This is a genomic window from Pseudomonas sp. E45-MNA-CIBAN-0222 (assembly GCF_040310405.1).
GTDB classification, from domain to species: Bacteria; Pseudomonadota; Gammaproteobacteria; order Pseudomonadales; family Pseudomonadaceae; genus Stutzerimonas; species Stutzerimonas stutzeri_AC.
Genome location: NZ_JBEOPU010000012.1, coordinates 1 through 23,087, shown reverse-complemented (window position 1 = coordinate 23,087; position 23,087 = coordinate 1). Strand labels below are relative to the sequence as shown.

Annotated in this window: 16 protein-coding genes and 2 pseudogenes; 12 read left to right on the top strand and 6 right to left on the bottom strand. The window is 63.4% G+C overall.

Annotation, left to right across the window (positions count from 1 at the left end; genetic code table 11):
- Nucleotides 1-328: 328 nt before the first annotated feature.
- Nucleotides 329-1,987, top strand: a complete 1,659-nt coding sequence (gene mta, locus AAEZ08_RS17345; protein WP_500124775.1) for a glucan 1,4-alpha-maltotetraohydrolase — start codon at nucleotides 329-331, stop codon at nucleotides 1,985-1,987.
- 357 nt (nucleotides 1,988-2,344) lie between these two features.
- Here the strand turns inward: mta and AAEZ08_RS17340 are convergent, their stop codons facing one another.
- Both AAEZ08_RS17340 and AAEZ08_RS17335 read right to left on the bottom strand, forming a co-directional pair.
- Nucleotides 2,345-3,463, bottom strand: a complete 1,119-nt coding sequence (locus AAEZ08_RS17340; protein WP_500124774.1) for a hypothetical protein — start codon at nucleotides 3,461-3,463, stop codon at nucleotides 2,345-2,347.
- Nucleotides 3,460-5,531 (bottom strand): annotated as a pseudogene (locus AAEZ08_RS17335) (alpha-amylase). The gene AAEZ08_RS17340 and the pseudogene AAEZ08_RS17335 overlap by 4 nt, the downstream one beginning before the upstream one ends.
- Nucleotides 5,532-5,782: 251 nt before the next feature.
- Between AAEZ08_RS17335 and malE the strand changes: the two are divergent.
- The 5 genes from malE to AAEZ08_RS17310 all read left to right on the top strand — a co-directional run bounded on the left by malE (nucleotide 5,783) and on the right by AAEZ08_RS17310 (nucleotide 12,915).
- Nucleotides 5,783-6,970 (top strand): maltose/maltodextrin ABC transporter substrate-binding protein MalE, encoded by a 1,188-nt coding sequence (malE, locus tag AAEZ08_RS17330; RefSeq protein ID WP_038663189.1) that lies wholly within the window; start codon nucleotides 5,783-5,785, stop codon nucleotides 6,968-6,970.
- Nucleotides 6,971-7,037: 67 nt separating this feature from the next.
- Nucleotides 7,038-8,603, top strand: a complete 1,566-nt coding sequence (gene malF, locus AAEZ08_RS17325) for a maltose ABC transporter permease MalF (RefSeq protein ID WP_177333428.1) — start codon at nucleotides 7,038-7,040, stop codon at nucleotides 8,601-8,603.
- Nucleotides 8,604-8,613: 10 nt separating this feature from the next.
- Complete coding sequence (gene malG / locus AAEZ08_RS17320; RefSeq protein WP_038663183.1) at nucleotides 8,614-9,504, top strand: maltose ABC transporter permease MalG; 891 nt, start codon at nucleotides 8,614-8,616, stop codon at nucleotides 9,502-9,504.
- Nucleotides 9,505-9,602: 98 nt separating this feature from the next.
- Nucleotides 9,603-12,350 carry an HTH-type transcriptional regulator MalT gene (malT, locus tag AAEZ08_RS17315; RefSeq protein ID WP_500124773.1) on the top strand — a complete coding sequence of 916 codons (2,748 nt, stop codon included), beginning with the start codon at nucleotides 9,603-9,605 and terminating at the stop codon, nucleotides 12,348-12,350.
- 136 nt (nucleotides 12,351-12,486) lie between these two features.
- On the top strand, nucleotides 12,487-12,915 hold the full coding sequence (locus AAEZ08_RS17310; protein WP_500124772.1) for a hypothetical protein: 429 nt from the start codon (nucleotides 12,487-12,489) through the stop codon (nucleotides 12,913-12,915).
- A 45-nt stretch (nucleotides 12,916-12,960) separates the two neighbouring features.
- Here the strand turns inward: AAEZ08_RS17310 and AAEZ08_RS17305 are convergent, their stop codons facing one another.
- Nucleotides 12,961-13,584: a glutathione S-transferase family protein gene (locus tag AAEZ08_RS17305; protein WP_500124771.1), complete on the bottom strand. Its 624-nt coding sequence runs from the start codon at nucleotides 13,582-13,584 to the stop codon at nucleotides 12,961-12,963.
- Nucleotides 13,585-13,759: 175 nt separating this feature from the next.
- Here AAEZ08_RS17305 and AAEZ08_RS17300 point away from each other — a divergent pair, with 175 nt between their 5' ends.
- The 6 genes from AAEZ08_RS17300 to AAEZ08_RS17275 all read left to right on the top strand — a co-directional run bounded on the left by AAEZ08_RS17300 (nucleotide 13,760) and on the right by AAEZ08_RS17275 (nucleotide 20,489).
- Nucleotides 13,760-14,308, top strand: a complete 549-nt coding sequence (locus AAEZ08_RS17300; RefSeq protein WP_500124824.1) for a sugar O-acetyltransferase — start codon at nucleotides 13,760-13,762, stop codon at nucleotides 14,306-14,308.
- Nucleotides 14,309-14,452: 144 nt separating this feature from the next.
- Entirely contained in the window at nucleotides 14,453-16,081 is a 1,629-nt protein-coding gene (locus AAEZ08_RS17295; RefSeq protein ID WP_500124770.1) for an alpha-glucosidase, read from the top strand.
- 76 nt (nucleotides 16,082-16,157) lie between these two features.
- Nucleotides 16,158-17,273 (top strand): maltose/maltodextrin ABC transporter ATP-binding protein MalK, encoded by a 1,116-nt coding sequence (gene malK, locus AAEZ08_RS17290; RefSeq protein ID WP_122098100.1) that lies wholly within the window; start codon nucleotides 16,158-16,160, stop codon nucleotides 17,271-17,273.
- Nucleotides 17,274-17,544: 271 nt separating this feature from the next.
- Nucleotides 17,545-17,979, top strand: a complete 435-nt coding sequence (locus tag AAEZ08_RS17285) for a hypothetical protein (RefSeq protein ID WP_500124769.1) — start codon at nucleotides 17,545-17,547, stop codon at nucleotides 17,977-17,979.
- The gene (locus tag AAEZ08_RS17280; protein WP_500124768.1) at nucleotides 17,976-19,454 is read left to right on the top strand and encodes an ATPase domain-containing protein; all 1,479 of its coding nucleotides are present in this window, start codon (nucleotides 17,976-17,978) and stop codon (nucleotides 19,452-19,454) included. The genes AAEZ08_RS17285 and AAEZ08_RS17280 overlap by 4 nt, the downstream gene beginning before the upstream one ends.
- Nucleotides 19,455-19,463: 9 nt before the next feature.
- Nucleotides 19,464-20,489 carry an ATP-binding protein gene (locus AAEZ08_RS17275; RefSeq protein ID WP_181067360.1) on the top strand — a complete coding sequence of 342 codons (1,026 nt, stop codon included), beginning with the start codon at nucleotides 19,464-19,466 and terminating at the stop codon, nucleotides 20,487-20,489.
- Nucleotides 20,490-20,895: 406 nt separating this feature from the next.
- On the opposite strand, the pseudogene AAEZ08_RS17270 reads toward AAEZ08_RS17275, so the two are convergent.
- The 3 genes and pseudogenes from AAEZ08_RS17270 to AAEZ08_RS17260 all read right to left on the bottom strand — a co-directional run.
- Nucleotides 20,896-21,102, bottom strand: a pseudogene (locus AAEZ08_RS17270) (integrase arm-type DNA-binding domain-containing protein); the annotation flags it as partial.
- Between the two features lie 574 nt (nucleotides 21,103-21,676).
- Nucleotides 21,677-21,847: a hypothetical protein gene (locus tag AAEZ08_RS17265; protein ID WP_301619111.1), complete on the bottom strand. Its 171-nt coding sequence runs from the start codon at nucleotides 21,845-21,847 to the stop codon at nucleotides 21,677-21,679.
- 68 nt (nucleotides 21,848-21,915) lie between these two features.
- Nucleotides 21,916-22,812 carry a LysR family transcriptional regulator gene (locus AAEZ08_RS17260; RefSeq protein WP_500124767.1) on the bottom strand — a complete coding sequence of 299 codons (897 nt, stop codon included), beginning with the start codon at nucleotides 22,810-22,812 and terminating at the stop codon, nucleotides 21,916-21,918.
- Nucleotides 22,813-23,087 lie beyond the last annotated feature (275 nt).

The following is a 23,087-nucleotide window of genomic DNA, read 5'->3' as shown; positions in this document are numbered from 1 at the left end:
GGCGGCGCAGCTGGGTGGCGAAAGCCTCGGGGATAGGGCCAGGGGCAGCATCCTCCCGGAAGAAGAATTCGCTGGCGCAGAGCGAGGGCGTACGAGGGATGAGAACGGCGTAATCCCTGGGGCGTGGATGAGGCGAGAGGGGCGCAGATGATTGCCAGGGGCCTTCCGCCTGGCCACTACGCCGCCGCAAAGCCCATGGGGGAGGTTGGTGGGGACCACGCGCAGGGGCAGCCTGGGTGTTGCCGGTCGAAGACCCGGCCGGCGTTCATCCTCGTCTGGCGGCCTTGCCGTCGGATACCCGTACAAGCACAAGAACCGGAGTATTGCGATGAGCCACATCCTGCGTGCCGCCGTATTGGCGGCGGTCCTGCTGCCGTTTCCCGCATTGGCCGATCAGGCCGGCAAGAGCCCGGCCGGGGTTCGCTACCACGGCGGCGACGAAATCATCCTCCAGGGCTTCCACTGGAACGTCGTCCGCGAAGCGCCCAACGACTGGTACAACATCCTCCGCCAACAGGCCTCGACCATCGCTGCCGACGGCTTCTCGTCAATCTGGATGCCGGTGCCCTGGCGTGACTTCTCCAGCTGGAGCGAAGGCGGCAAGTCCGGCGGCGGCGAAGGTTACTTCTGGCACGACTTCAACAAGAACGGCCGCTATGGCAGCGATGCCCAGCTGCGCCAGGCCGCCGGGGCGCTGGGTGGTGCCGGGGTGAAGGTGCTCTACGACGTGGTGCCCAACCACATGAACCGCGGCTACCCGAACAAGGAAATCAACCTGCCGGCCGGTCAGGGCTTCTGGCGCAACGACTGCGCCGATCCGGGCAACTACCCCAACGACTGCGACGACGGTGATCGTTTCGTCGGCGGCGATGCGGACCTCAATACCAGTCATCCGCAGGTCTACGGCATGTTCCGCGACGAGTTCGCCAATCTGCGCAGCCAGTACGGCGCCGGCGGTTTTCGCTTCGATTTTGTTCGCGGCTTCGCACCGGAGCGGGTCAACAGCTGGATGACCGACAGTGCCGACAACAGCTTCTGCGTCGGCGAACTGTGGAAAGGCCCCTCCGAATACCCAAGCTGGGACTGGCGCAACACGGCCAGCTGGCAGCAGATCATCAAGGACTGGTCTGATCGCGCCAAGTGCCCGGTGTTCGACTTCGCCCTCAAGGAGCGCATGCAGAACGGCTCGATCGCCGACTGGAAGAACGGCCTGAACGGCAACCCCGACCCGCGCTGGCGCGAGGTGGCGGTGACCTTTGTCGACAACCACGACACCGGCTACTCGCCCGGGCAGAACGGAGGTCAGCATCACTGGGCGCTGCAGGACGGGCTGATCCGCCAGGCCTACGCGTACATCCTCACCAGCCCCGGAACGCCGGTGGTGTACTGGTCGCACATGTACGATTGGGGCTACGGCGACTTCATCCGCCAGCTGATACAGGTACGTCGCGCTGCCGGCGTGCGTGCCGATTCGGCGATCAGCTTCCACAGCGGCTACAGCGGCCTGGTCGCCACCGTCAGCGGCAGCCAGCAGACCCTGGTGGTGGCGCTCAACTCCGATCTGGCCAGTCCCGGCCAGGTCGCCAGCGGCAGCTTCAGCGAGGCGGTCAACGCCAGCAACGGCCAGGTGCGGGTATGGCGCAGCGGCGCTGGGAGCGGTGGCGATAACGGTGGTGGTGAGCCCGGCGCCTTGGTCAGCGTCAACTTCCGCTGCGACAACGGCGTGACGCAGCCCGGCGATAGCGTCTACGCGGCCGGTAACGTCAGCCAGCTTGGCAACTGGAGCCCAACATCGGCCGTGCGCCTGACCGATACCAGCGGCTACCCGACCTGGAAAGGCAGCATCTCGCTGCCTGCCGGCCAGAACGTGGAATGGAAATGCCTGATCCGCAATGAGGCCAACGCAACGCTGGTGCGGCAGTGGCAGGGCGGGGCGAACAACCGCCTGACGCCCAGCGAAGGCACCAGTACGGTCGGGCGCTTCTAGCCCTAAGAAGCACGAGTACCTGTGGCCCGCCTCGCCTATGTGAGGCGGGTTTTTTGTTGGCGGCACCGTTGTGTTGGGTTCGGCCGTGGTTCCTGGTAGCCGCGTGGCTGTTGCTGGGATCGTTGTGGTGGGCTGAAGCCCACCCTACGGCGGCTGGTCCAGCTGCGGATTTTGAGCGAGACAGCGCAGGTGCTGCTGGTGCCTACAGGGACGACTGCCGTTGCGAGTCGCACGCTTACGCGTAGGGCGAGATTGGCTGCATCGTAGAATGGGCTTCAGCCCACCGCAGCGGAGCTTCGCCTTGCAGCCAACCTTCAGGTTTCCGCTGTGGCCATAGCGTCGCCCCACCCGCGCGGCTCATACCTCTTGGGCGTTCTGAACATCTGCCAATTGCCATCGAATCGCCTGGGCTTCGGCCTGGCGTAAGTCATCGAGCAAGGCATCGCGGCCGGGGTTTCGCTCGTTGGCCAGCGCGCCGCTGGCGAGCAGATCGGCATGCAGGGCAATGGCTTTATCCCGGAGCCAGGCCAGGCGCTGCAGGGTCAGCGGCGTGCAGCTCTGCCCGCTGAGGTCGTCCTTCACGTCCAGCCAGTGCGAGCGCCAGGCCTCCTGCAGGTATAACCCGCCTAGATCGCCAGCCAGCGCGTTGCGCCAGCGACGCATCAGGCCGCTCAGCCAGTCCAGCACGCCCTGGCTGGCACCACGGGCGGCGAGTTCTCGCTGCAACCGCTCGTAGGCATCCAGCGCGATGCGTTTCTCCAGCTCGAAATCCGCCAGTGCCCATGTCTCGCTTTGCTGTTCCAGACGCAGCAGGCAGGCGAACAGCTGGCGTGTCTCGAAGCGCTCGGCGGGGTGAAAGCCAGGCGAGGCCAGGCCGTCGCTGTTGTACTGGCGCAGCGGGTCGAAGGGGTAGAGGTAGCCGAAATCGAACAGGCGGATGCGGCCATCGTCCAGGGTATTGCCAGGCGCCAGATCCCATTCGAACAGGCCGGCCAGCAGCAGGGCGATCAGCAGGTCGAACAGCTCGACAAGCTGACGTTCGTCCCAGCGATCGATGCGCCGGCCTTCGACCCAGGGCGACAGCACGATGCCCTGCTGCAGCGAGGCGTACTGCGTCGGCACGATACCGGCCAGGCGTTCGGCCTGCTCCGGCGTGCGCATCAGCCGGGCAAGGTCGCGGCGGCGCTGCAGCTCGTTGAGAAAGCTCGTCTGGCCGTCCGGGTTCTGCACACGACAGGGCCGCCGGGCGACCTTCAGCGCCCACTCGCGCCCGGCCAGCTGCACGCGATAGACCCGAGCGGTCAGGCCGTCGTCGAGGCAGGCGCGCACCCAGGGCTCGTCGCCACGCACCGCCGCCAGTTGTTCCGGTGGCAGCGGGCAATCCTCCGCGTGGCCCAGGCGAAACTCGGTGCCGCTGGCAAGAAAGGCCAGCTGGGCCTGGCGCCGTGCCGCGGCGGTCAACGAGGCGGCGCTCATCGTGCCTGCACCACGATGACCTTGTCCTCGCCCAGCTCGCGGGCGAAGGCATAGGGCTGGCCGGGCGAAAGCAGTTTGTGTTCACCCGCGCCGATGGCTGGATGCCGCGCACGGAACTGGCCAATCCGCTGCCAGTGCTCGATCAATCCAGCGATCTCGGGCCGCTCGTGCTCGGCCCAGTTCATCGAGCTGCGCGTGCCCTGATACGGGTCCGAACCGCTGGCACCGAAGGCGCGCGCGCTTTCGTCGCCGTAATAGACCTGCACCGCACCGGGCGCCAGCAGCAGGGCGGCGGCGAGGCCGCGCTGGCGGGTCAGGTCGCCCTTGGCTAGCTGGTTGAACAGCGCTGTGTCGTGGGACGAGGCGTAGCTCAGCAGGTTGTGCCCGGGCGTCTCGGCCAGGCGCCTGGCATAGTCGGCGTAGCTGGGTTCGGCGGCGGCGAGGCAGTCGCTGGCAGCCACGGCCTGCTCCTGAAAGTCGAAGTTGATCAGCGCATCGAAGCCCTGGTTCAGATAGTCGCTGGCTTCGGGGCCGTGGCCGAACACTTCGCCGACCATCCAGAACAGCTCGCTGGCCATGGGATCGTCCGGGTTGGTACGAGCCCAATCGGCGCGGGCGCGCTCCGCGGCGGCGCGCAGTTCGGCCCAGGTGGCGGGTTCGACATGCTTGACGGTGTCGACACGAAAGCCGTCGACGCCGAACTCGCGGACCCAGCCGGTCAGCCATTCGATCAGGTAGTCGCGCACCCGGTAGCCTTCGCGCGGCTCGGCACGGGTCTGCGCCTTGTGCGCGAGAAACTCCGGCAGCGCGACGACCGCCTCGGACTCGTGCGGAAATCCGGCAGAAAGGCCAGCGAGCCCTTGAGCGGATCGACCGTGCTACTGGGCGGCGTGTCGTAATCGGCGATGCCGGCCCGCACCCAGTCGCGGCCCCACCAGGCGGCCCAGCTCGGGTGCTCGTAATCCACCAGGTTGTGGTAGGCGTGCAGGTTCTCGTGCGGCTCCGGCTGCCAGGCGCTCCACTGCTCGGGCAGGTAGTCGGCCATGCCGTCGCGCAGGGCGCCGAAGCCCTGTTGCTGCATGTCCTGCAGGGTCGAGTAGCCGGGGTGGTTCATCACCACATCGAACAGCACGCGGATGCCGCGGGCATGGGCCTCGCTGATGAGGGCGCGCAGGTCGTCGTCGCTGCCCATGTTGGCGTCGAGCTGGGTGAAGTCGAGTGCGTAGTAGCCGTGGTAACCGTAGTGGCGGAAGTCGCCGCGATCGCCGCCGCCGACCCAGCCGTGGATCTGCTCGTAGGGCGCGCTGATCCACAGCGCGTCGACGCCCAGGCTGGCGATATGGTCGAGCCGCTCGGTCAGCCCCTTGAGGTCGCCACCGTGGAAGGTGCCGATCTCATCCTTGCCATCCGGCTCGCGGCCATAGCTGCGGTCGTTGCTCGGGTCGCCGTTGGCGAAGCGGTCGGTGAGTACGAAATAGACGATCGCGTTGCGCCAGTCGCGTGCGACCGGCTGCTCGGGCGCTTCGGCGCGTTCGAGCAGCAGCAGACCGTCACTGCCGGCGGCGGGCTGCAGCCTGACCCGGCCGTCGCGGACCACCGCCGTGGCGCCGGACAGTGCGTCGCGCAGGGTTTCGCCGTCGTGGAACACCTCGCCAACGGTCACCTCCACTGCGCCGCCCTCCCATGGCTTGCAGACCGCGGTGGCTGCCTGCGGCTCGGCGGCCTTGATCGGCAGCAGGCGCAGGGCCGGCGCGGCGCCGGTCTCGACGATCAGCCGATAGCGTCCGGCTTCAGGCACTTCGTAGCGGTAAATGCTGTCTGTGCCAAGCGGCTGACGGCGAAAGGGCGCAAGGGCCACGGCCTCGCCACTGGCCTGGGGCATGCGCAACTGCAACTGGCCGGGCGCGAGACTGAGCTCGATGTCGTAGCGGTCGTTGGCCAGGGCATTCCAGCTCAGCGGCAGCGGCTGGCCATCCAGCCGGGCGGCCAGCTCGGGATCGGCCAGTACGGGCAGCGGAAGGGTGAGTCCGAGCAGCAGCGACAGGGCGGGTAGGCGGTGGGCACGCATCGAAGTGGCTCCATTATGCTTTTTCGCCACATTTGACTGCGCGTCGGCTGCCAGGTATAGGCGTAAGCGCTAGGCTGATGGCGTATTTTGTGCGCTTGCGGGCCACTGCCTACGCCCCACATCTACGCCCTCCGCCTCCTGGAGGGGGAGGATGTAGATGGCACGGGACGCGCCGAGGATGGAACGACTGCCAGAGCCTCAGGCCGGCAGCAGGTGGAACAACTAATAAGAAGCCACGAGGAAAGCGAAGCATGAACAAGAAATTCTGGTGTATCGCCACCGTCGGCCTGGCGGCCACCTTCAGCCTGCCGCTACCGGCGCTGGCGGCGATCGAGGAAGGCAAGCTGGTCGTCTGGATCAACGGCGACAAGGGCTATAAAGGCCTGGCCGAAGTCGGCAAGAAGTTCACCGCCGAAACCGGCATTCCTGTCGAAGTGGCCCACCCCGACAGCGCCACCGACAAGTTCCAGCAGGCCGCAGCCACCGGCAATGGCCCGGACATCTTCATCTGGGCCCATGACCGCATTGGCGAATGGGCCAAGAGCGGCCTGCTCACCCCAGTCACCCCCAGCGCCGACACCAAGTCCGGCATCGCCGACTTCTCCTGGCAGGCGGTGACCTACGACAACAAGCTGTGGGGCTACCCGATTTCGGTGGAAACCATCGGCCTGATCTACAACAAGGCGCTGGTGGACACCCCGCCGAAGACCTTCGATGACGTTCTCGCGCTAAACGAGAAGCTCGCCGCCCAAGGCAAGCGCGCCATTCTCTGGGACTACAACAACACCTATTTCACCTGGCCGCTACTTTCGGCCAAGGGCGGCTACGTGTTCGAGCAGACCGATGGCGGTTACAACGTCAAGTCCACCGGGGTTAACAACGCTGGCGCCAAGGCCGGTGCGCAGGTGCTGCGCGACCTGATCGACAAGGGTGCAATGCCCAAGGGTGCCGACTACAGCGTGGCTGAGGCGGCGTTCAACAAAGGCGATTCGGCGATGATGATCAGCGGCCCCTGGGCCTGGTCGAACATCGAGAAGAGTGGCATCGACTTCGGCGTAGCACCGATTCCGGGAGTCGACGGCGAGCCGGGCAAGCCCTTCGTCGGCGTCGCGGCTGCGCTGCTCAACGCCGCAAGCCCGAACAAGGATCTGGCCGTGGAGTTCCTCGAGAACTACCTGCTGCAGGTCGAGGGGCTGAAGACCGTGAACGCCGACGTGCCGCTGGGCGCGGTGGCCAACACGGCCTATATGGAAGAGCTGTCCGCCAACCCGCACATCAAGGCGACCTTCGAGAACGCGCAAATGGGTGAGCCGATGCCCAACGTGCCGGAGATGGGGGCGTTCTGGTCATCCATGGCCGCTGCGCTGACCAACATCACCTCCGGCCGACAGGACGTCGATGCCGCGCTGGATGATGCCGCCAAGCGCATCACCCGTTGAACCCGTCGCCGGCCGCCTGCACAGGCGTGCCGGCAGACTAAGCTCCGTTCATATAGGTTCTTCTCCCGTGAATGCCCGTGCCGAGTTGCCCAGCCCTGCCATGACCCGTTCGACTCCCTGGGGCCTGCCCCGCCCCGTGACCACAGGCCTGCGCTGGCTGCTTTGGCTGGCCTTCAATGCCTTTGCGCTGTATCTGGTGGTTGCCCTCTACGTTCAGGGGCAGATGGCATTCGCCCTGCTCGGGCTGGTGGTCTCGGGCATCGCCAGCTACCTGTTCATCAACCGGCGCATGTACGCGCAGCGCTACATCTTCCCGTCGGTGGCGGGGATGCTGGTGTTCGTGATCTTCCCGCTGCTCTACACCGTGGGCATCGGCTTTACCAACTACAGCGGCAGCCATCTGCTGAGCCAGGCACAGGTCGAGCGTTATCACCTCAATCAGACCTACCTGGCCGGCGAGCGCTTCCGTTTTACGCTGCATCAAAGTCCTGATGGCGAGCGCTTGCGCATCGACAAGGGCGAGCAGGGCGTGTTCGTCAGCCCGCCGTTGACCGGAGAGCCAGACGTCGATGCGCCGCTTTCCCTGCAACCGGCCGAAGCCGCTGGTGAGTTGGGCGATGCGCTGGCGCTGCGCGAGGTGATACAGCGACGCAAGGCGCTGGAACAGTGGGTGATGCAGGCCCCGGACGGCAGCCTGCTGCGGCTGTACGGGCTGCGCGAGGTGGCGGCGGTGGAGCCACAATATCGGCAGGATGGCCCCGGCGTGCTGGTCGACAACCGCACTGGCGCGCGGCTGACCGCCGACATGGAGCGCGGCTTCTATGTCGACGAAACCGGCAAGGCTGTGCCACCGGGCTTCACCGTGTTCGCCGGCTTCGCCAACTTCTCCCGGGTGCTGACCGAGCCGAGCATCCGCGAACCCTTCATGCAGATCTTCGCCTGGACCTTCGCCTTCGCCGGTCTGACGGTGGTCTTCACGCTGGCCTTGGGCCTGGTGCTGGCCAGCCTGCTGCAGTGGGAACTGGTGCGCGGCAAGGCCTTCTACCGGCTGATGCTGATCCTTCCGTATGCGGTACCGGCATTCATTTCCATCCTGGTGTTCCGCGGCCTGTTCAACCAGAACTTCGGTGAGATCAACCTGCTGCTCGATAGCCTGTTCGGCATGCGCCCGGACTGGTTCAGCGACCCGGCCCTGGCGCGCACGATGATTCTCATCGTCAACACCTGGCTCGGCTACCCGTACATGCTGCTGCTGTGCATGGGGCTGCTGCAGGCCATCCCGCGGGACCAGTACGAGGCATCGGCGATCGACGGCGCCAGTCCGCTGGACAACCTGCTGCGCATCACCCTGCCGCAGCTGATCAAGCCGCTGATGCCGCTGCTGATCGCAAGCTTTGCCTTCAACTTCAACAACTTCGTGCTGATCACGCTGTTGACCCGCGGCGGCCCGGACATCATCGGCGCGACCACGCCGGCCGGCACCACGGACCTGCTGGTCAGCTACACCTACCGCATCGCCTTCCAGGACTCCGGGCAGGACTTCGCCCTGGCCGCGGCGATCGCCACGATGATCTTCCTGCTGGTGGGCGCCATGGCGCTGCTCAACCTCAAACTCTCGAAAGTGAAGGTATAAGGAGAACCGCATGGCCATGGTGCAACCCAAATCCGCCCGTTACCGGCTGTGGGCAACCCACGCGGCGCTGCTGGCGTTCGTTGCGGTGATCCTCTTTCCGCTGCTGATGGTGATCTCGATTTCCTTCCGCGAGGGTAACTTCGCCACCGGCAGCCTTTTCCCCGAGAACCCGACGCTGGAGCACTGGTCGCTGGCGCTGGGCATCCCCTACACCCACGAGGATGGCAGCGTCACCCAGCCGCCATTCCCGGTGCTGCTGTGGCTGTGGAATTCGGTGAAGATCGCGCTGGTCAGCTCGGTGCTGATCCTGCTCTTGTCGACCACCAGCGCCTACGCCTTCGCACGCATGCGTTTCGGCGGCAAAGCGCCGATCCTCAAAGGCATGCTGATCTTTCAGATGTTTCCGCCGGTACTCTCGCTGGTGGCCATCTACGCGCTGTTCGACCAGCTTGGTCAGCACGTCAGCTGGCTCGGGGTGAACAGCCACGGCGCGGTGATCGTCGCCTCGCTGGGCGGCATGGCACTGCATATCTGGACCATCAAGGGTTACTTCGAGAGCATCGATGCCTCGTTGGAGGAAGCCGCCATCGTAGATGGCGCGACCACCTGGCAGGCGTTCTTCCATATCCTGTTGCCGATGAGCGTGCCGATCCTGGCGGTGGTGTTCATCCTGGCATTCATCACCAGTGTCACCGAGTACCCCATCGCCTCGGTGCTGCTGATGGACGTGGACAAGCTGACCCTGTCGGTGGGTGCCCAGCAGTACCTGTACCCGCAAAACTACCTGTGGGGTGATTTCGCCGCGGCGGCGGTGCTCTCCGGGATACCCATCACCGCGGTGTTCCTCTACTGCCAGAAGTGGATCGTCGGCGGTCTTACCGCGGGCGGCGTGAAGGGCTGAAGGATATAGCGAAACAGGCGCCAGACCGGGGAGCGGAAGCTATGCGAGCCGGTTCGCCAGGCCACGACGAGAACAATAACGAGAACAGGGAGCCGTCCATGAATGCCTCGATGCCAGCCTTGCTGCCGCTGATCCCCACCAAGCTGGCGATCCCCATGCTGCCGCCAGGTCTGCTCGAACGCCCACGACTGGACGAGTGGCAGCTGCGCCTGCCGCAGGTACGCCTGGCCGTGCTGCATGCGGCCAGCGGCTTCGGCAAAACCACCCTGGCAGCGCAATGGGCGCGGGCCTTCGATGGCCGCGTCGCCTGGCTACAGCTGCATGCCAGCGACAACCTGGCGCTGCAGTTCGGCCGCTACCTGACCCAGGCGCTGGACCGCCAGCTCGATGCCGGTTGCCCGCTATCCGCTGCACTCGCCGAGCTGGGCCAGGTCTCGCTGGATGCGCTGTTCACTCAACTGCTGGCCGAACTGCCGGGCGAGCACGAGGCGATCCTGATCGTGCTCGATGAATTTGAAGTGCTGCACGAGCGTGAGCTGATCGCCGGGTTGCGCTTCTTCCTGCGGCATATGCCCTGCTGGATGACGTTGCTGGTGTGCAGCCGCCGGCTGCCGGAGCTTGGCGTTGCCGAGCTGCGGGTCAAGCATCAGCTGCTGCTGCTCGATGCCCGCCAGCTGGCGTTCGAGGACGACGAGGTGCAGGCCCTGCTGGAGCTGGGCGTGCCGGTAAACATCAACCGCGAGCAGGTCGAACGGCTCAACCGCCGCATCGGTGGCTGGCCCTGCGCACTGCAGCTGGCGCTGCAGGAAGTGCAGACCAGCCGCGGCATGGACCTGTTTCTGGAAAACCTGCTGCTTGGCCACCCCGATATCCGCGACTACATGCGCGAACAGGTAATCGAGGGGCTGCCCGAGGACCTGCGCGGTTTTCTCGAGGCGACCTGCCTGCTCGACCGCTTCGACGCCGCCCTGGCCGATCGTCTGACCGAGGCCTGTCACGGCCGCGAAATGCTCGAGCGGCTCGAGCGCAGCGGGCTGTTCATCCAGCCGCTGGACAGCCTGCGTCGCTGGTACAGCTATCACCCATTGTTCGCCGTGTTCCTGCAGGGCGAGCTGCGCACCCACCAGCCGCAGCGGGTCAATCAGCTGCATCTGCGTGCCGCCGAGGCGCTACTGGCCGAGAACATGCCCGAAGAGGCCGCACGGCACGCGGTGCAGGCGAGTGATCCGCAGCAGGTCGCGGAAATTCTGCAGCGCCACGGGCGCGCCTTCTATCGTCAGGGCCGTCTCGGGCTATTGCAGCAATGCCTGGAAACCCTGCCGGAGCCGGTAATCGCCGGCTCGCCGCTGCTAACCCTGTTGCAGGCCTGGGTGTCGCAGAACTCCTATCAGTTCGATCACGTCGAGCGCTGGTTCAAGGCCAGCGAGCTGACCCTGCAGCGCAGCTGCTCCGAACAGGATTGGGCGCGCATTGTCTGCGAGTTCAATGCCGTCCGGGCGCAGGTGGCGATGAACCAGGGCGATGAACAACGCGCCATCGCACTGGCTCAGGAGGCGCTGACCCGCGAACCGCTGATCATGCGCACCTCGCGCGTGGCAGCGATGTCAGGGCTAGCCGAGGCGCATTTCGTGCAGGGGGCACTGCCGCAGGCGCAGAAGCAGTACGAGGAAGCCGAGCGTCGCGCACGGGAGATCAATGCTTCGCATCTGGTGGTGTGGAACCTTGGCCAACTGTCTGAAATCGCCATCGCCCAGGGGCATCTGCAGAAGGCCTACACGCTGCAGGAAAGGGCCATCCAGTACATCGAACAGCAGAACCTGCAGGCCACGCCGATTGTCGAGTTCATCTACCGGATACGCGGTCAGGTGCTGCTGGAGTGGCATCAGCTGGATGCCGCCGAGCAGTGCGCGCTGCAGGGCATCCAGATTCTCGACGAACTTGGTGACCAGCGCTGGCGCCTACAGAGCCACGCACTGCTGGCCGGCGTCGCCTACGCCCGCGGCCAGCAGAATGCCTGTGCCGATTACATTAGCCAGATGCAAACGATGCTCGCCGATGACCGCTACCACATCGACTGGCTGGCCAACGCCCATGCGGTGATGCTTGCCTACTGGGATTCCAGCCAGGATCGCGAGGCGATTCGCCAATGGCTGATCAGCGCGCCGCCGGTCAGTGCCGGTGCCAACCACTTTTCCCAGCTCAACGCGCGCAACCACGCCCGTGCCCATGTGGCGCTGGGGCAGCTGGACAGCGCGCTGCCCATCCTGCGCCAGCTGCTGACCGACGCCGAGTGTCACGGTCTGCTGATGGACCGCAATCGCAACCACATCCTCCTGGCGCAGCTGCACTGGCTGCGTGAAGAACGCCAGCAGGCGCTGGATCACCTGCAGCGCGCCATGTCCCTGGCCAGCGGTAGCGGCGCAATCGGCAGCTTCCTGCGAGTCGGCAAGCCGATCATCGGCATGCTCAAGTGCCTGCTGCATGAGCGCACCCTCGACGAGCCGGAAGCCCAGCGTGCCACGCGGCTGATCCAGCTGGCGCAGCAGCAGCGCGACTTCAGTCGCGCCATCCGCATCACCCTCGACGAGGCGGTGATCCAGGACATCATCAACCGTCCCGACGTACCCGAGCTGATCCGCCGCTCACCGCTGACCCGGCGCGAATGGCAGGTGCTCAGCCTGATCCACGCCGGGCAGTCCAACGAGCAGATCGCCGATCACCTCAACGTCGCGCCCACCACCATCAAGACGCACATCCGCAGCCTCTACCAGAAGCTCAACATCGCCCATCGCAGCGAAGCGGTGCAGCTGGCACGCGACCTGCTGAGCAAGATTCAGGGCGACTAGGCCCGCTCGCCGCCGCCGATGCGACCGGCTATGCTCGCGGGCCGTACAGCACAACAGGGATGTGGCGGATGATAACGACAGCTCAACGAACCGGCCGGCGCCCGCTCGGCGCAGCACAGCACGACGGAGGCCGCCCATGAGCCTGGCCCGCGTGCTGTTTATCGCCGCCGTCCTGGGTCTCGGCTACAAACTGTGGAGCGGCCATCAGCAGGAGGCATTGCTCCAGGCAAGCACGACAAGCAGCCCCTCGGGGTTCATCTCGGTGGCGATGCCCGGTGGTGCGCGCCCGGGCGTGGTGATGGTTTTTGCGCCGGTCAACTGTCCTTCTGATGAAGCGCGGCGGGCCGACGAGCTGGCGGCCGGGCTGTCCCGCATGGGCATCGCGGTGCAGCGCTTCAGCCACTTCAGTACCGAGACGAGCAACCCCAACGCTGAGCAGCAGGCGCAGCTGCAGCGCACCGTCGCGGTGCTCAATGGTGGTATTCCCGCCGTGTTCTTCAATGGCATGGGCAAGGCCAACCCGACCCTGGACGAGGTAGTGGCCCAGGTTCGCGCGCCGCGCTGAGCTCACCGGCAGTGCGCCGATAGCGCTTGGGCTGCAGGGCGCCGCTTAGCCCTTCCATTGCGTTTGGAAGAAGGCGGGCAGGGTGTTGGCGCGCTGCGACGCTGAGGTCAGATGCGGAAAGGCGCCGTCCGGCGCCAGCGTGTCGGGCAGGGTGATACGGGCGAAGTCATAGGCGACCACCGCGCTGATATCCACCTGGCCCATGCGCTCGCCCAGCAATGGTCGCTCGCCGCGCTCGGCCTGGCGTGCGTCCAGCAATGCCAGTGCGCCGCGCGCCTGATCTTCGCAATGACGATACCAGTCGTCCCAGACCAGCCCTTCTGGCCGCCGATCGCGTTCGTAGTAGGCCGCCACGGTTTTCTCGCAGGCACCGACGGCGAAGGCCAGCAGGTTCATCGCCTCGCTGCGCTGGGGGCCGGACAGCGGCAGCAGTGCGCGCTCGGCGCCCGCCTGCTGATCGAAATAATCGAGAATGGCGTTGCTGTCGATCAGCACCTGGCCATCGTCCAGCACCAGCGCCGGCAAGCGACCCAGCGGCGAGTATCCGCGAATCTTCAGACTATCCGTCAGGACGCTGAGCGGTTCGTTGGTGAATGGTACGTCCAACAGATGCAGGCTGACGCCGACGCGGCGGACGAAAGGCGACATGTAGCGACCGATCAGTTTCACAGGCAGTGCTCCAGAGGCGATTGGACGGTGCATCAACCCTAGTCGAGCCCGCCGGTGGATGCGAAGGCGCCGGGCCGAACCGTCCATCGCCTCGCCCGCTCGCCGCCGGGCGGGGGAGGAGGAGCGCAGCGCCAGGCTGTGGCACCCTCGGGCCTTCAGAGATGGAGGCGTTGCCATGGCGATGAGCGAGAAGCAGAAGATGCTGGCCGGCGAGCTGTACTACCCCGGTGACCCGGAGATCCTCGCCGATCAGGCCGCTGCCAAGGCCTGGATGGTGCGCTACAACGCGGCGCTCGCGGCCTCGCCGGACGAGCGTCGGGCGCTGCTGGCCGAGCGGCTGGCTGCGGTCGGTGCCGGCGCGGTGATCCGCCCGCCGTTCCACTGCGACTACGGCTACAACATCCATCTGGGCGAAGGCGCCTTCCTCAACTTCAACTGCGTGATTCTCGATGTGGTCGAGGTGCATATTGGCGCCGGTGCGCAGATCGGCCCGGCGGTGCAGCTCTACACCGCCGATCACCCGCGTGACCCCGAGGCGCGCCGCACGGGCGTGGAGTTCGGCCGGCCGATCCATATCGGCCGCAACGTCTGGGTTGGCGGCGGGGCGATCATCCTCCCGGGTGTGACGGTCGGTGACGACGCGGTGATCGGCGCCGGCAGCGTGGTCACTCGTGACGTGCCGGCCGGCGCCACGGTGGTCGGCAACCCGGCGCGGCTGCGCTGACCGGCTCGCTGTCTACGCCCTCGGCAAGCGGGCGGTCTACGCCCAGGCCTTACGCCTGCAACAGCCCGCCGCCGGAGGATGTTGCGACCGGTTGCCGCACCTAGAGTGGCCACATCTTCACTGGTCACTCATAGGTAACGTGGCATGTCCGAGCAACTTCAGAATTGGTGGCGCGGCGGGGTGATCTATCAGGTCTACCCACGTAGTTTCTTCGACAGCAACGGCGACGGCGTGGGCGACCTGCCCGGCGTGCTGCACAAGCTGGACTACATCGCCAGCCTCAACGTCGACGCCATCTGGCTGTCGCCTTTCTTCACCTCACCGATGAAGGATTTCGGCTACGACGTGGCCGATTACCGCGGTGTCGATCCGCTGTTCGGCACGTTGGATGACTTCGTCCGGCTGGTCGAGGCGTGCCACGAACGCGGCATGCGCGTGCTGATCGACCAGGTGCTAAACCATTCCTCCGACCAGCATCAGTGGTTCGTCGAAAGCCGTTCCAGCCGCGACAACGAAAAGGCCGACTGGTACGTCTGGGCCGACCCCAAGCCGGACGGCACCGTGCCGAACAACTGGCTGTCGGTGTTCGGCGGTCCGGCCTGGAGCTGGGACAGCCGGCGCCGGCAGTACTACCTGCATAACTTCCTCTCCAGCCAGCCGGACCTGAACTTCCACTGCCAGGCCGTGCAGGATCAGGTGCTCGATGATATGGAGTTCTGGCTCAAGCTCGGCGTGGACGGCTTCCGCCTGGATGCCGCGAACTTCTACTTCCACGATGCCGAACTGCGCGACAACCCGCCAAATACCGAGATTCGCGAAGGCAGCATCGGTGTGCGTATCGACAACCCTTACGCCTACCAGCGCCATATCTACGACAAGACACGGCCGGAGAACATGGGCTTCCTGCGGCGCCTGCGCGCCCTGCTGCAGCGTTACCCCGGTGCCTCCTCGGTGGCGGAGATCGGTTGCGACGAGTCGCTACGCACCATGGCCGCCTACACCAGCGGCGGCGACACGCTGCACATGGCGTATTCCTTCGACCTGCTCACCGAGCAGTGCAGCCCGGCCTATATCCGCCACACCGTGGAAGGCATCGAGCGCGAACTCGCGGACGGTTGGTCGTGCTGGTCCATGGGTAACCACGACGTGGTGCGGGTGATGACGCGCTGGGCGCTCAATGGCCGACCCGACCCGGAGCGCGGCCGGTTGCTGATGGCACTGTTGTTATCCCTGCGTGGCAGCGTTTGCATGTACCAGGGCGAAGAGCTGGGCCTGCCGGAAGCGGAACTGCGCTACGAAGATCTGGTCGATCCGTACGGCATTACCTTCTGGCCGGAATTCAAAGGGCGCGACGGTTGCCGCACGCCGATGCCGTGGCAGAGCGAGGCGCATCATGCCGGCTTTACCGGGAGCCAGCCGTGGTTGCCGGTGGATGACTCGCACCGCTCGCTGTCGGTGGCGGCGCAGGAAGCCGATCCGCATTCGATGCTCAACTGTTATCGGCGCTTTCTCGGCTGGCGACGTGAGCAGCGCCTGCTGATCGAGGGCGATATCCACATGGTCTACCATGACGACGCCCTGCTGGTGTTCGAGCGGCGCCTCGGCGAGCAAGTCTGGCTGTGCCTGTTCAACCTGGGCGACGTGCCGCGCAGCTATGAGCTGCCCGGGCAGGCGGTGCCGCTGGTGGACGTGCCGGCCAGCTTCGCCGAATACGATGGGCAATGGGCACGGCTGCCGGCCCATGGTTTCGGCTACGTGCGGCTCGAGGGTTAAGCGAGTTGGCAGCGGTGGGCCAGCCCGCCGCTGCAAATAGAGAGTGCATGGCGGCATCCAACGGAGAACAACAACGATGGCCAGTGTCACGCTGCGCGACATCTGCAAGAGTTACGACGGTACGCCGATCACCCGGCATATCGATCTGGATATCGAAGACGGTGAGTTCGTCGTCTTCGTCGGCCCATCCGGTTGCGGCAAATCCACCCTGCTGCGATTGATCGCCGGGCTGGAGGACATCACCTCGGGCGATCTGCTGATCGGCGACCAGCGGGTCAATGACCTGCCACCCAAGGATCGCTCGGTGGGCATGGTCTTTCAGTCTTACGCGCTCTATCCGCACATGACCGTGGCCGAGAACATGGCCTTCGGCCTCAAGCTCGCCAGCGTCGACAAGCGCGAGATCGCGCGCCGCGTGGAGGCGGTCGCGGAAATCCTGCAACTGGAAAAGCTGCTCGAACGCAAACCCAAGGACCTCTCCGGCGGTCAGCGCCAGCGCGTCGCCATCGGTCGCACCATGGTCCGCGAGCCAAAGGTCTTCCTCTTCGACGAGCCACTGTCGAACCTCGATGCTTTTCTCCGCGTGCAGATGCGCATCGAGATTGCCCGTCTGCACCAGCGCATCCGCTCCACCATGATCTACGTGACCCACGATCAGGTTGAAGCCATGACCCTGGCCGACAAGATCGTGGTGCTCAATGCCGGCGAAATTGCCCAGGTCGGCCAACCGCTGCATCTGTACCACTACCCGAAGAACCGTTTCGTGGCTGGCTTTCTTGGCTCGCCGCAAATGAACTTCGTCGAGGTGCGGGCCATTTCCGCCAGCCCTGAAGCCGTCACCATCGAGCTGCCCAGCGGTTACCCACTGACCCTGCCGGTGGACGGCAGCGCGGTGAGCCCCGGCGACCCGCTCACCCTCGGCATCCGCCCCGAACATTTCGTCATGCCGGAAGAGGCCGACTTCACCTTCCACGGCCAGATCACCGTGGCCGAACGTCTGGGCCAGTACAACCTGCTCTACCTCACCCTGGAACGCCTGCAGGACGTCATTACCCTCTGCGTCGACGGCAACCTGCGCGTCACCGAAGGCGAAACCTTCGCCGCCGGCCTCAAGGCCGACAAGTGCCATCTGTTCCGTGAAAACGGCGAGGCCTGCACCCGGCACTATCGGGAGCCGGCGATTTACGGATGATTGGTTCAATACGCTGTGCGTAGAAGGGCAGCGCTGCGACAGGGCTCAATCGCCCTGCCGCGCCAATCAGGGAGTAGGGCAGGCCTCGCGCTGCACTTGCTGCAGGCGTCTGAACCAAGGGGCGCGACGCTAGGGGCGGTGCCCGCCGGCGTTGTCCTTCGCCCCATCCACCCTCCGCAAACACCGCGTTTGCAATGCTGCGCCCGATGGAGACTCGATAGCGCGCTATAGGGTGTACCATCGGGCTCTGCTCATCAGATAGTAGTCAGCCATGTCCACGCTAAGCGAAGAGAGCCGCCAGATCGTAGCTTCTCTGGCGCACCGTGCTGGTCCCGATGCTGACACTGCACGAATTGCCGAAGCGATCGTCGCGATACTGCAGGATATAAGCGCAGCCTTTACGCCCATCATTGGTCAGCAAGGCGTGATCGCGCTTTATCGCCGCAGCCTGCATCTGTGTGCATCCACCCATCCTCGTTTGGCCTGCACGTATGACAATTTGCAGACGCCGATGGATCTGATTGAACTCAAAACCGTACTCGTCGAGCAGGACGAAACCGACGCGCAGTTTTTCGGTGAGATGTTGCTGACTACTCTCTACGAGCTGCTGACCACGCTGATCGGGCCCTCGCTTACCGCACGTCTGCTTCGTGGCGTGTGGCAGCCTTCTTTGAGTGAAACCCCTTCGCAGGAAAATTCGCCATGAGCACCAAAGTAGCTATCAACCGTCTGGCCACCGGCGTGCCAGGACTGGACGAGGTGCTGGGCGGAGGCCTTCCGGAGTTTTCGTTCAACCTCATTGCCGGTCCGCCTGGCTGCGGCAAAACCACCCTCGCGCACCAGATGATGTTTTCCCTGGCGACGCCTGAACGCCCGGCGCTGTTCTTTACGGTACTCGGCGAGCCGCCGCTTAAGATGCTGCGTTATCAGCAGCAGTTCGACTTCTTCGACAGCGAAGCGATAAACCGGTCGATTCGCTACATCAACCTGGCCGACGACACCCTGGCCGGCGATCTGGACGAAGTGCTGCGGCGTATCGTCAGTGAAGTCGAGGCGCACTCCCCGTCGCTGGTGTTCGTCGACTCATTCCGCTCCGTGGTTCTGGCCAGCCAGACCCAGGACAACCCGAACAACAACCTGCCGCAGTTTATCCAGCAACTGGGGATGCTGATGACTACTTGGCAGGCGACGACCTTCCTGATCGGTGAGTACTTCACCGAAACCGACACCAACCCGATTTTCACCGTGGCCGATGGCCTGATCTGGTTACGCCAGAGCGTCGAGCGCAATTCCATGGTGCGCAAGATGGAGATCATGAAGATGCGCGGCCAGCCGACCCTGCCGGGGCTGCACACCTTCCGCATCACCACTGGGGGGATCAAGGTCTTCGCACCGGCAATCGCCAATCTTTCGGTGGATGCGCCACCTGAATCTCCGATCAAGCGCTTGAAAATGGGCGTGCCCGCTTTGGACGAAATGCTCGGTGGCGGCCTGCCTCGGGGGTACTCGTTGCTGGTAGCAGGACCGTCGGGCTCGGGTAAGAGCATTCTGGCCGCGACCTTCCTGGCCGAAGGCGCGCGCAATGGCGAAACCGGCGTAATCGCCGTGTTCGAGCAGCGGCCCAGCTACTCGCAGAATCCCAAGTTGGCCAACCTGATCATGAGCGGGCAGGTAGGTTTGGTGGACAGCCGTGCCCCGGATCTTTCCATCGACGAAGTCGTCCAGTTACTCCTGAGCGAGATCAGCCGACTGAACGCCACCCGGGTGGTAATCGATTCGCTGTCGGGCTTCGAACTGGCGCTGGCGCCGACCTTCCGAGAGGACTTCCGTGAGTCATTGTCGCGCATGGTCACGGCGCTGACGGGGGCCGGGGTCAGCGTGTTGATGACCTCTGAGCTGGAGGACCGCTACACCGACTTGCGCTTCAGCCCTTACGGTACGGCGTTCATGACCGACGCGATCATCGTGCAGCGCTATATTGAAGTGGAAAGCCGCTTGCTGCGCATCATGGCGGTGGTCAAGGTACGGGCCAGCGCGCACTGCAATGAGTTGCGCCAATACCACATCGACGAAAACGGCCTGCAGATTCGCGACATGCTGCCGGATCAAGAAGGACTGCTCGGTGGCCGACCGACGAACAGGGTGCAGGACCGCCACACGCAGGACATAAAAAATGTTTGAGCCCGACTCGTGAGCGAAAACGACGGCAAGGAGGAACGCGAGGTGGCCAATGCCGCTCACGAGCTCTTCCTGCTTGGGCAAAAGGCCGTCGAGGCGCGGGCCGTGTTGGCCGCGCTGCAAAATCAGTTGAGCGACGCCAGCAATCGACTGGTGGATACCCAGCAGGTCGAGCAACTGATAGAGGCCAATCAGCAGTTGGTCTTGGCGATACTGCTGGCGCAATCAGACGCTGCAACCCTCCCGCGCCTGGAGGATCAGTGTTTGTACCAAGAGTTGCGTGAAGCGAGTGCGCAACTGGTCCTCGCTGCACTCAGCGCGCAAGACCTGCATGCCACCGCAGAGCGCGCACTGAGTCAGCAGAAAAACATCCTCGCAATGGTGGCCCATGAACTGCGCAACCCACTAACGCCCATCAGCCTGATTGCCGAGCGTATGGTTCGGCTGCCGAGCGACCAGCTACCGCGGATGCGCGAGTTGATCGAGGGGCAGGTACGGCATATTTCAAAGCTGGTCGACGACCTGCTCGATGTTTCCCGCGTGAGCACTGGAAAGCTGCGAGTCGAGCGCCAGCACGTCGATATGATCGAGATTCTGAACAATGCCATCGGGGCGTGCAGCCCGGTGATGACGGCGAAACAGCAGCACTTCGAAACCCACCTTCCCAACGGCGCTCTATTCGTAAACGGAGACCCGGCTCGCCTCACACAGATTCTCGGCAACTTGCTGGCCAATGCCGCCAAGTACACACCAGCCGGCGGCAAAATCGCCCTCGCTGCAACGGTCGATGCTGACGTTTTGAGAATCAGCATCAGCGACAGCGGCATCGGCATTTCTGCCAAAGTGCTGCCTTTCATCTTTGACCCCTACGTGCAAGACGAACACGCCATCGGCTTCAACGGGTCCGGGCTGGGCATCGGCCTGACTGTCGTACGGGAGTTGGTCGAAGCGCACGGCGGCAAGGTCGTCGGCATGAGCGAGGGCAGTGGGAAGGGCAGCGAATTCGTGGTGACGTTGCCGTTGGTGAGTGCTGGATAAGCCGGGCGCCGTTTATCGAGTACCACTGGGCAGTAAATACCATCGCCCGGTTTCCAAATAGCTCGGTGAAAATCTACGTTGCCGAGATTGGAGCTGCCGTTGAGCGTACGTAAGTCGAAACTTTTTCGACGCTGCGAAGATAAAGGGCTAAAGGGGGACAGCTTTATTTTCCACGCCGCGCCGTGCGGTAGGCGTAGCAGAATCAGCATAGTGCGGGTTGGCTTTGCGGTGATGGAATGAGAGGCGTCGGGAGGACGAGCCAGGCATCTTGCGCAAAATGGGCGCTTGAACCTCAAGCATTTGTTGGCAGCTACTCCACCCCGTTATCTGAGAGCTTCATACCTTTTCGCCAGCACAAAGAAAAAGCCCCGAGAATCTCAAGATTCTCGGGGCTTTGTGTTTGGTGGGCCAGGCTCACCTCGGGAAAGGTGCCAAGCCCCATATTGATTCGTTTTTTTGTCACGGGATGGATGTAATTGAAATTCCATAGTCGAGAGCCATTGATTCTCACTCGCAACTGAAGGCCGTTACCATCAGTCAGCGTGTAGTCCTTTTCCCTTGGCTTGGCTGCTTTGACTCTGGAGTCTGAAAGGCGCGTGGCGTGGGCACCCATGATGTATTCCATGTTGTTGTGTATTCCAAAAATATCAGCGGAACGCCTGGAATACCATGTGGAATACAGCAAAACGTAGATGTCGCTGGACGCTATCGGATGGTGATAGTGCTGGAAGCCGCTTATTTACTGTGTTTCAGGCACAAAAAAAGACGTCCATGGACGTCTTTAGATGTTGTATTGGTGGAGCCGGGGGGATTTGAATCCCAAACTTCAATATCCCGGCCAAATCAAGGCTTCAGCGCATTATGCAAGAAACCTTGATTTGTTGGATTGCTCACAGTGAGCGCGAGTATATGAACCTTTCGAGCCTTGTCAAGCATCGCAGTCACCTATCTGTGAGAGTGGCTTTGCGTGCGTTGGCGAGTAGAGCTGCCCGCAGTCGGTTGGGTTTAGGCTGCGTTGAAGCCAAACGCTCCTGAGTTTGAAGTTACCAATGATCTAGGGAGGCGTCTTGGGTTTCTAAGGTGTTCCCGTTGGCACCCGATCATAATCACCTCAACTCAATTTACGGTCTTATTTTGACTGCGGTTCGAGGTTCATGGAGCAGGATTGCCTGGTGTGATTCCAGGTTTCAATCGCGAGGTGCGAAAATGGATGGACGATTCACCCGCTCCTGGATCAGGCGGTCCAGCACCTTATGGACCTGCGGCCCCAGGCCAACGAACACGGCATCCTTCAGTTCTTCGACTTCCGCCGCGAAGTGCTCCAGCAGGTACTTCCTCAGCAAGGGGTGCTTGGTCATATCCGGTGAGCCACGGTAATCGTCGTCCTTTACGAATACCGGATAGCGCAGACATTGATTTTCGTGCGTTAGAGAGGGCCTCGCTGCCCAAAAGCCTCACGCGCAAACTCCAAGAAGCTGCGCAGCTTTGGAGTCATTCTTCGGTCAGGGGTATAGAGGATGTGCATTGCGGTATTCGGCACGGGGTACTGCGGCAACAGACGCACCAGTGTCCCATCGCGCAGTGCATCGCTAACCAACTCTATCGGCTGTAGAACCACACCTAGACCAGCTACAGCCGCTGCCAGCAGTGGATCACCTTGATTGATCGTTAATTTGCTTGTAATAGGAACATCTATACGCCCCTCCGGGCTGTCGAAGCTCCAGTGTGAGCGGCCATCAGAATAGGTAAACCCCAGACACTCCTGCTGCTGTAGATCCCACGGATTGATGATGGGAGGGCGACGTGCAAGATAGGACGGCGCAGCGCATAAAACCATCTGATAGGGCTCCAGTGGCACTGCCTTCAACCCACTGCTCAGCAGCTCGCCGATGCGAAATACCACGTCGTAACCATCATCAACGATATCGACCAGTTCGTTCGATAACGTTAGGTCAACAGACACCTGAGGATACCGAACCATGTATTCCAGCAGGCGTGGCGAAAGCGTGCGAATTCCGAACGTGACCGGCGCGTTGATGCGAAGGCGGCCGCTTGGTGTGCCCCGAGTGAGGGCGGCCAGGTTCTCGGCAGACTGCATGTCTGCAAGGATCAGTTTTGCTCGCGGGTAGAACGCCCTGCCGAAGTCGGTGAGGCTTTGCCTGCGCGTAGTCCGGTGCAGCAGGGAAACACCCAGATGTTGTTCGAGCATTTTCACCTGTTTCCCTACCAATTGAGGGGACAGATTCAGGTCTTCCGCAGCGGCGCTGAATGAACCCAGCTCAACTGTTTTGACGAACGTGGCCATCTGGGTCAGGCGATCCATTATAAACACTCTGTTTCTAGTAATGCGCCATCGTAGGCCTTTATCTAGCGCCAACCAATGACTAAATTTTCGTCACCTTTCGAGTGCCCGGATACCTTCCGGATGTACGTCGAGGCCCATTGATAAACGAGATATCTATGATGGCACGCATTGTCAGAATTCATGAATACGGTGACGCCAGCGTTCTGAAGCTGGAAGTGTTGCCGCTGACCGAAAACTGACCCAGTAGAGGCTGTTCTGCCGACTGAAAACTGACCCAGGTGTTCAACTGCTCC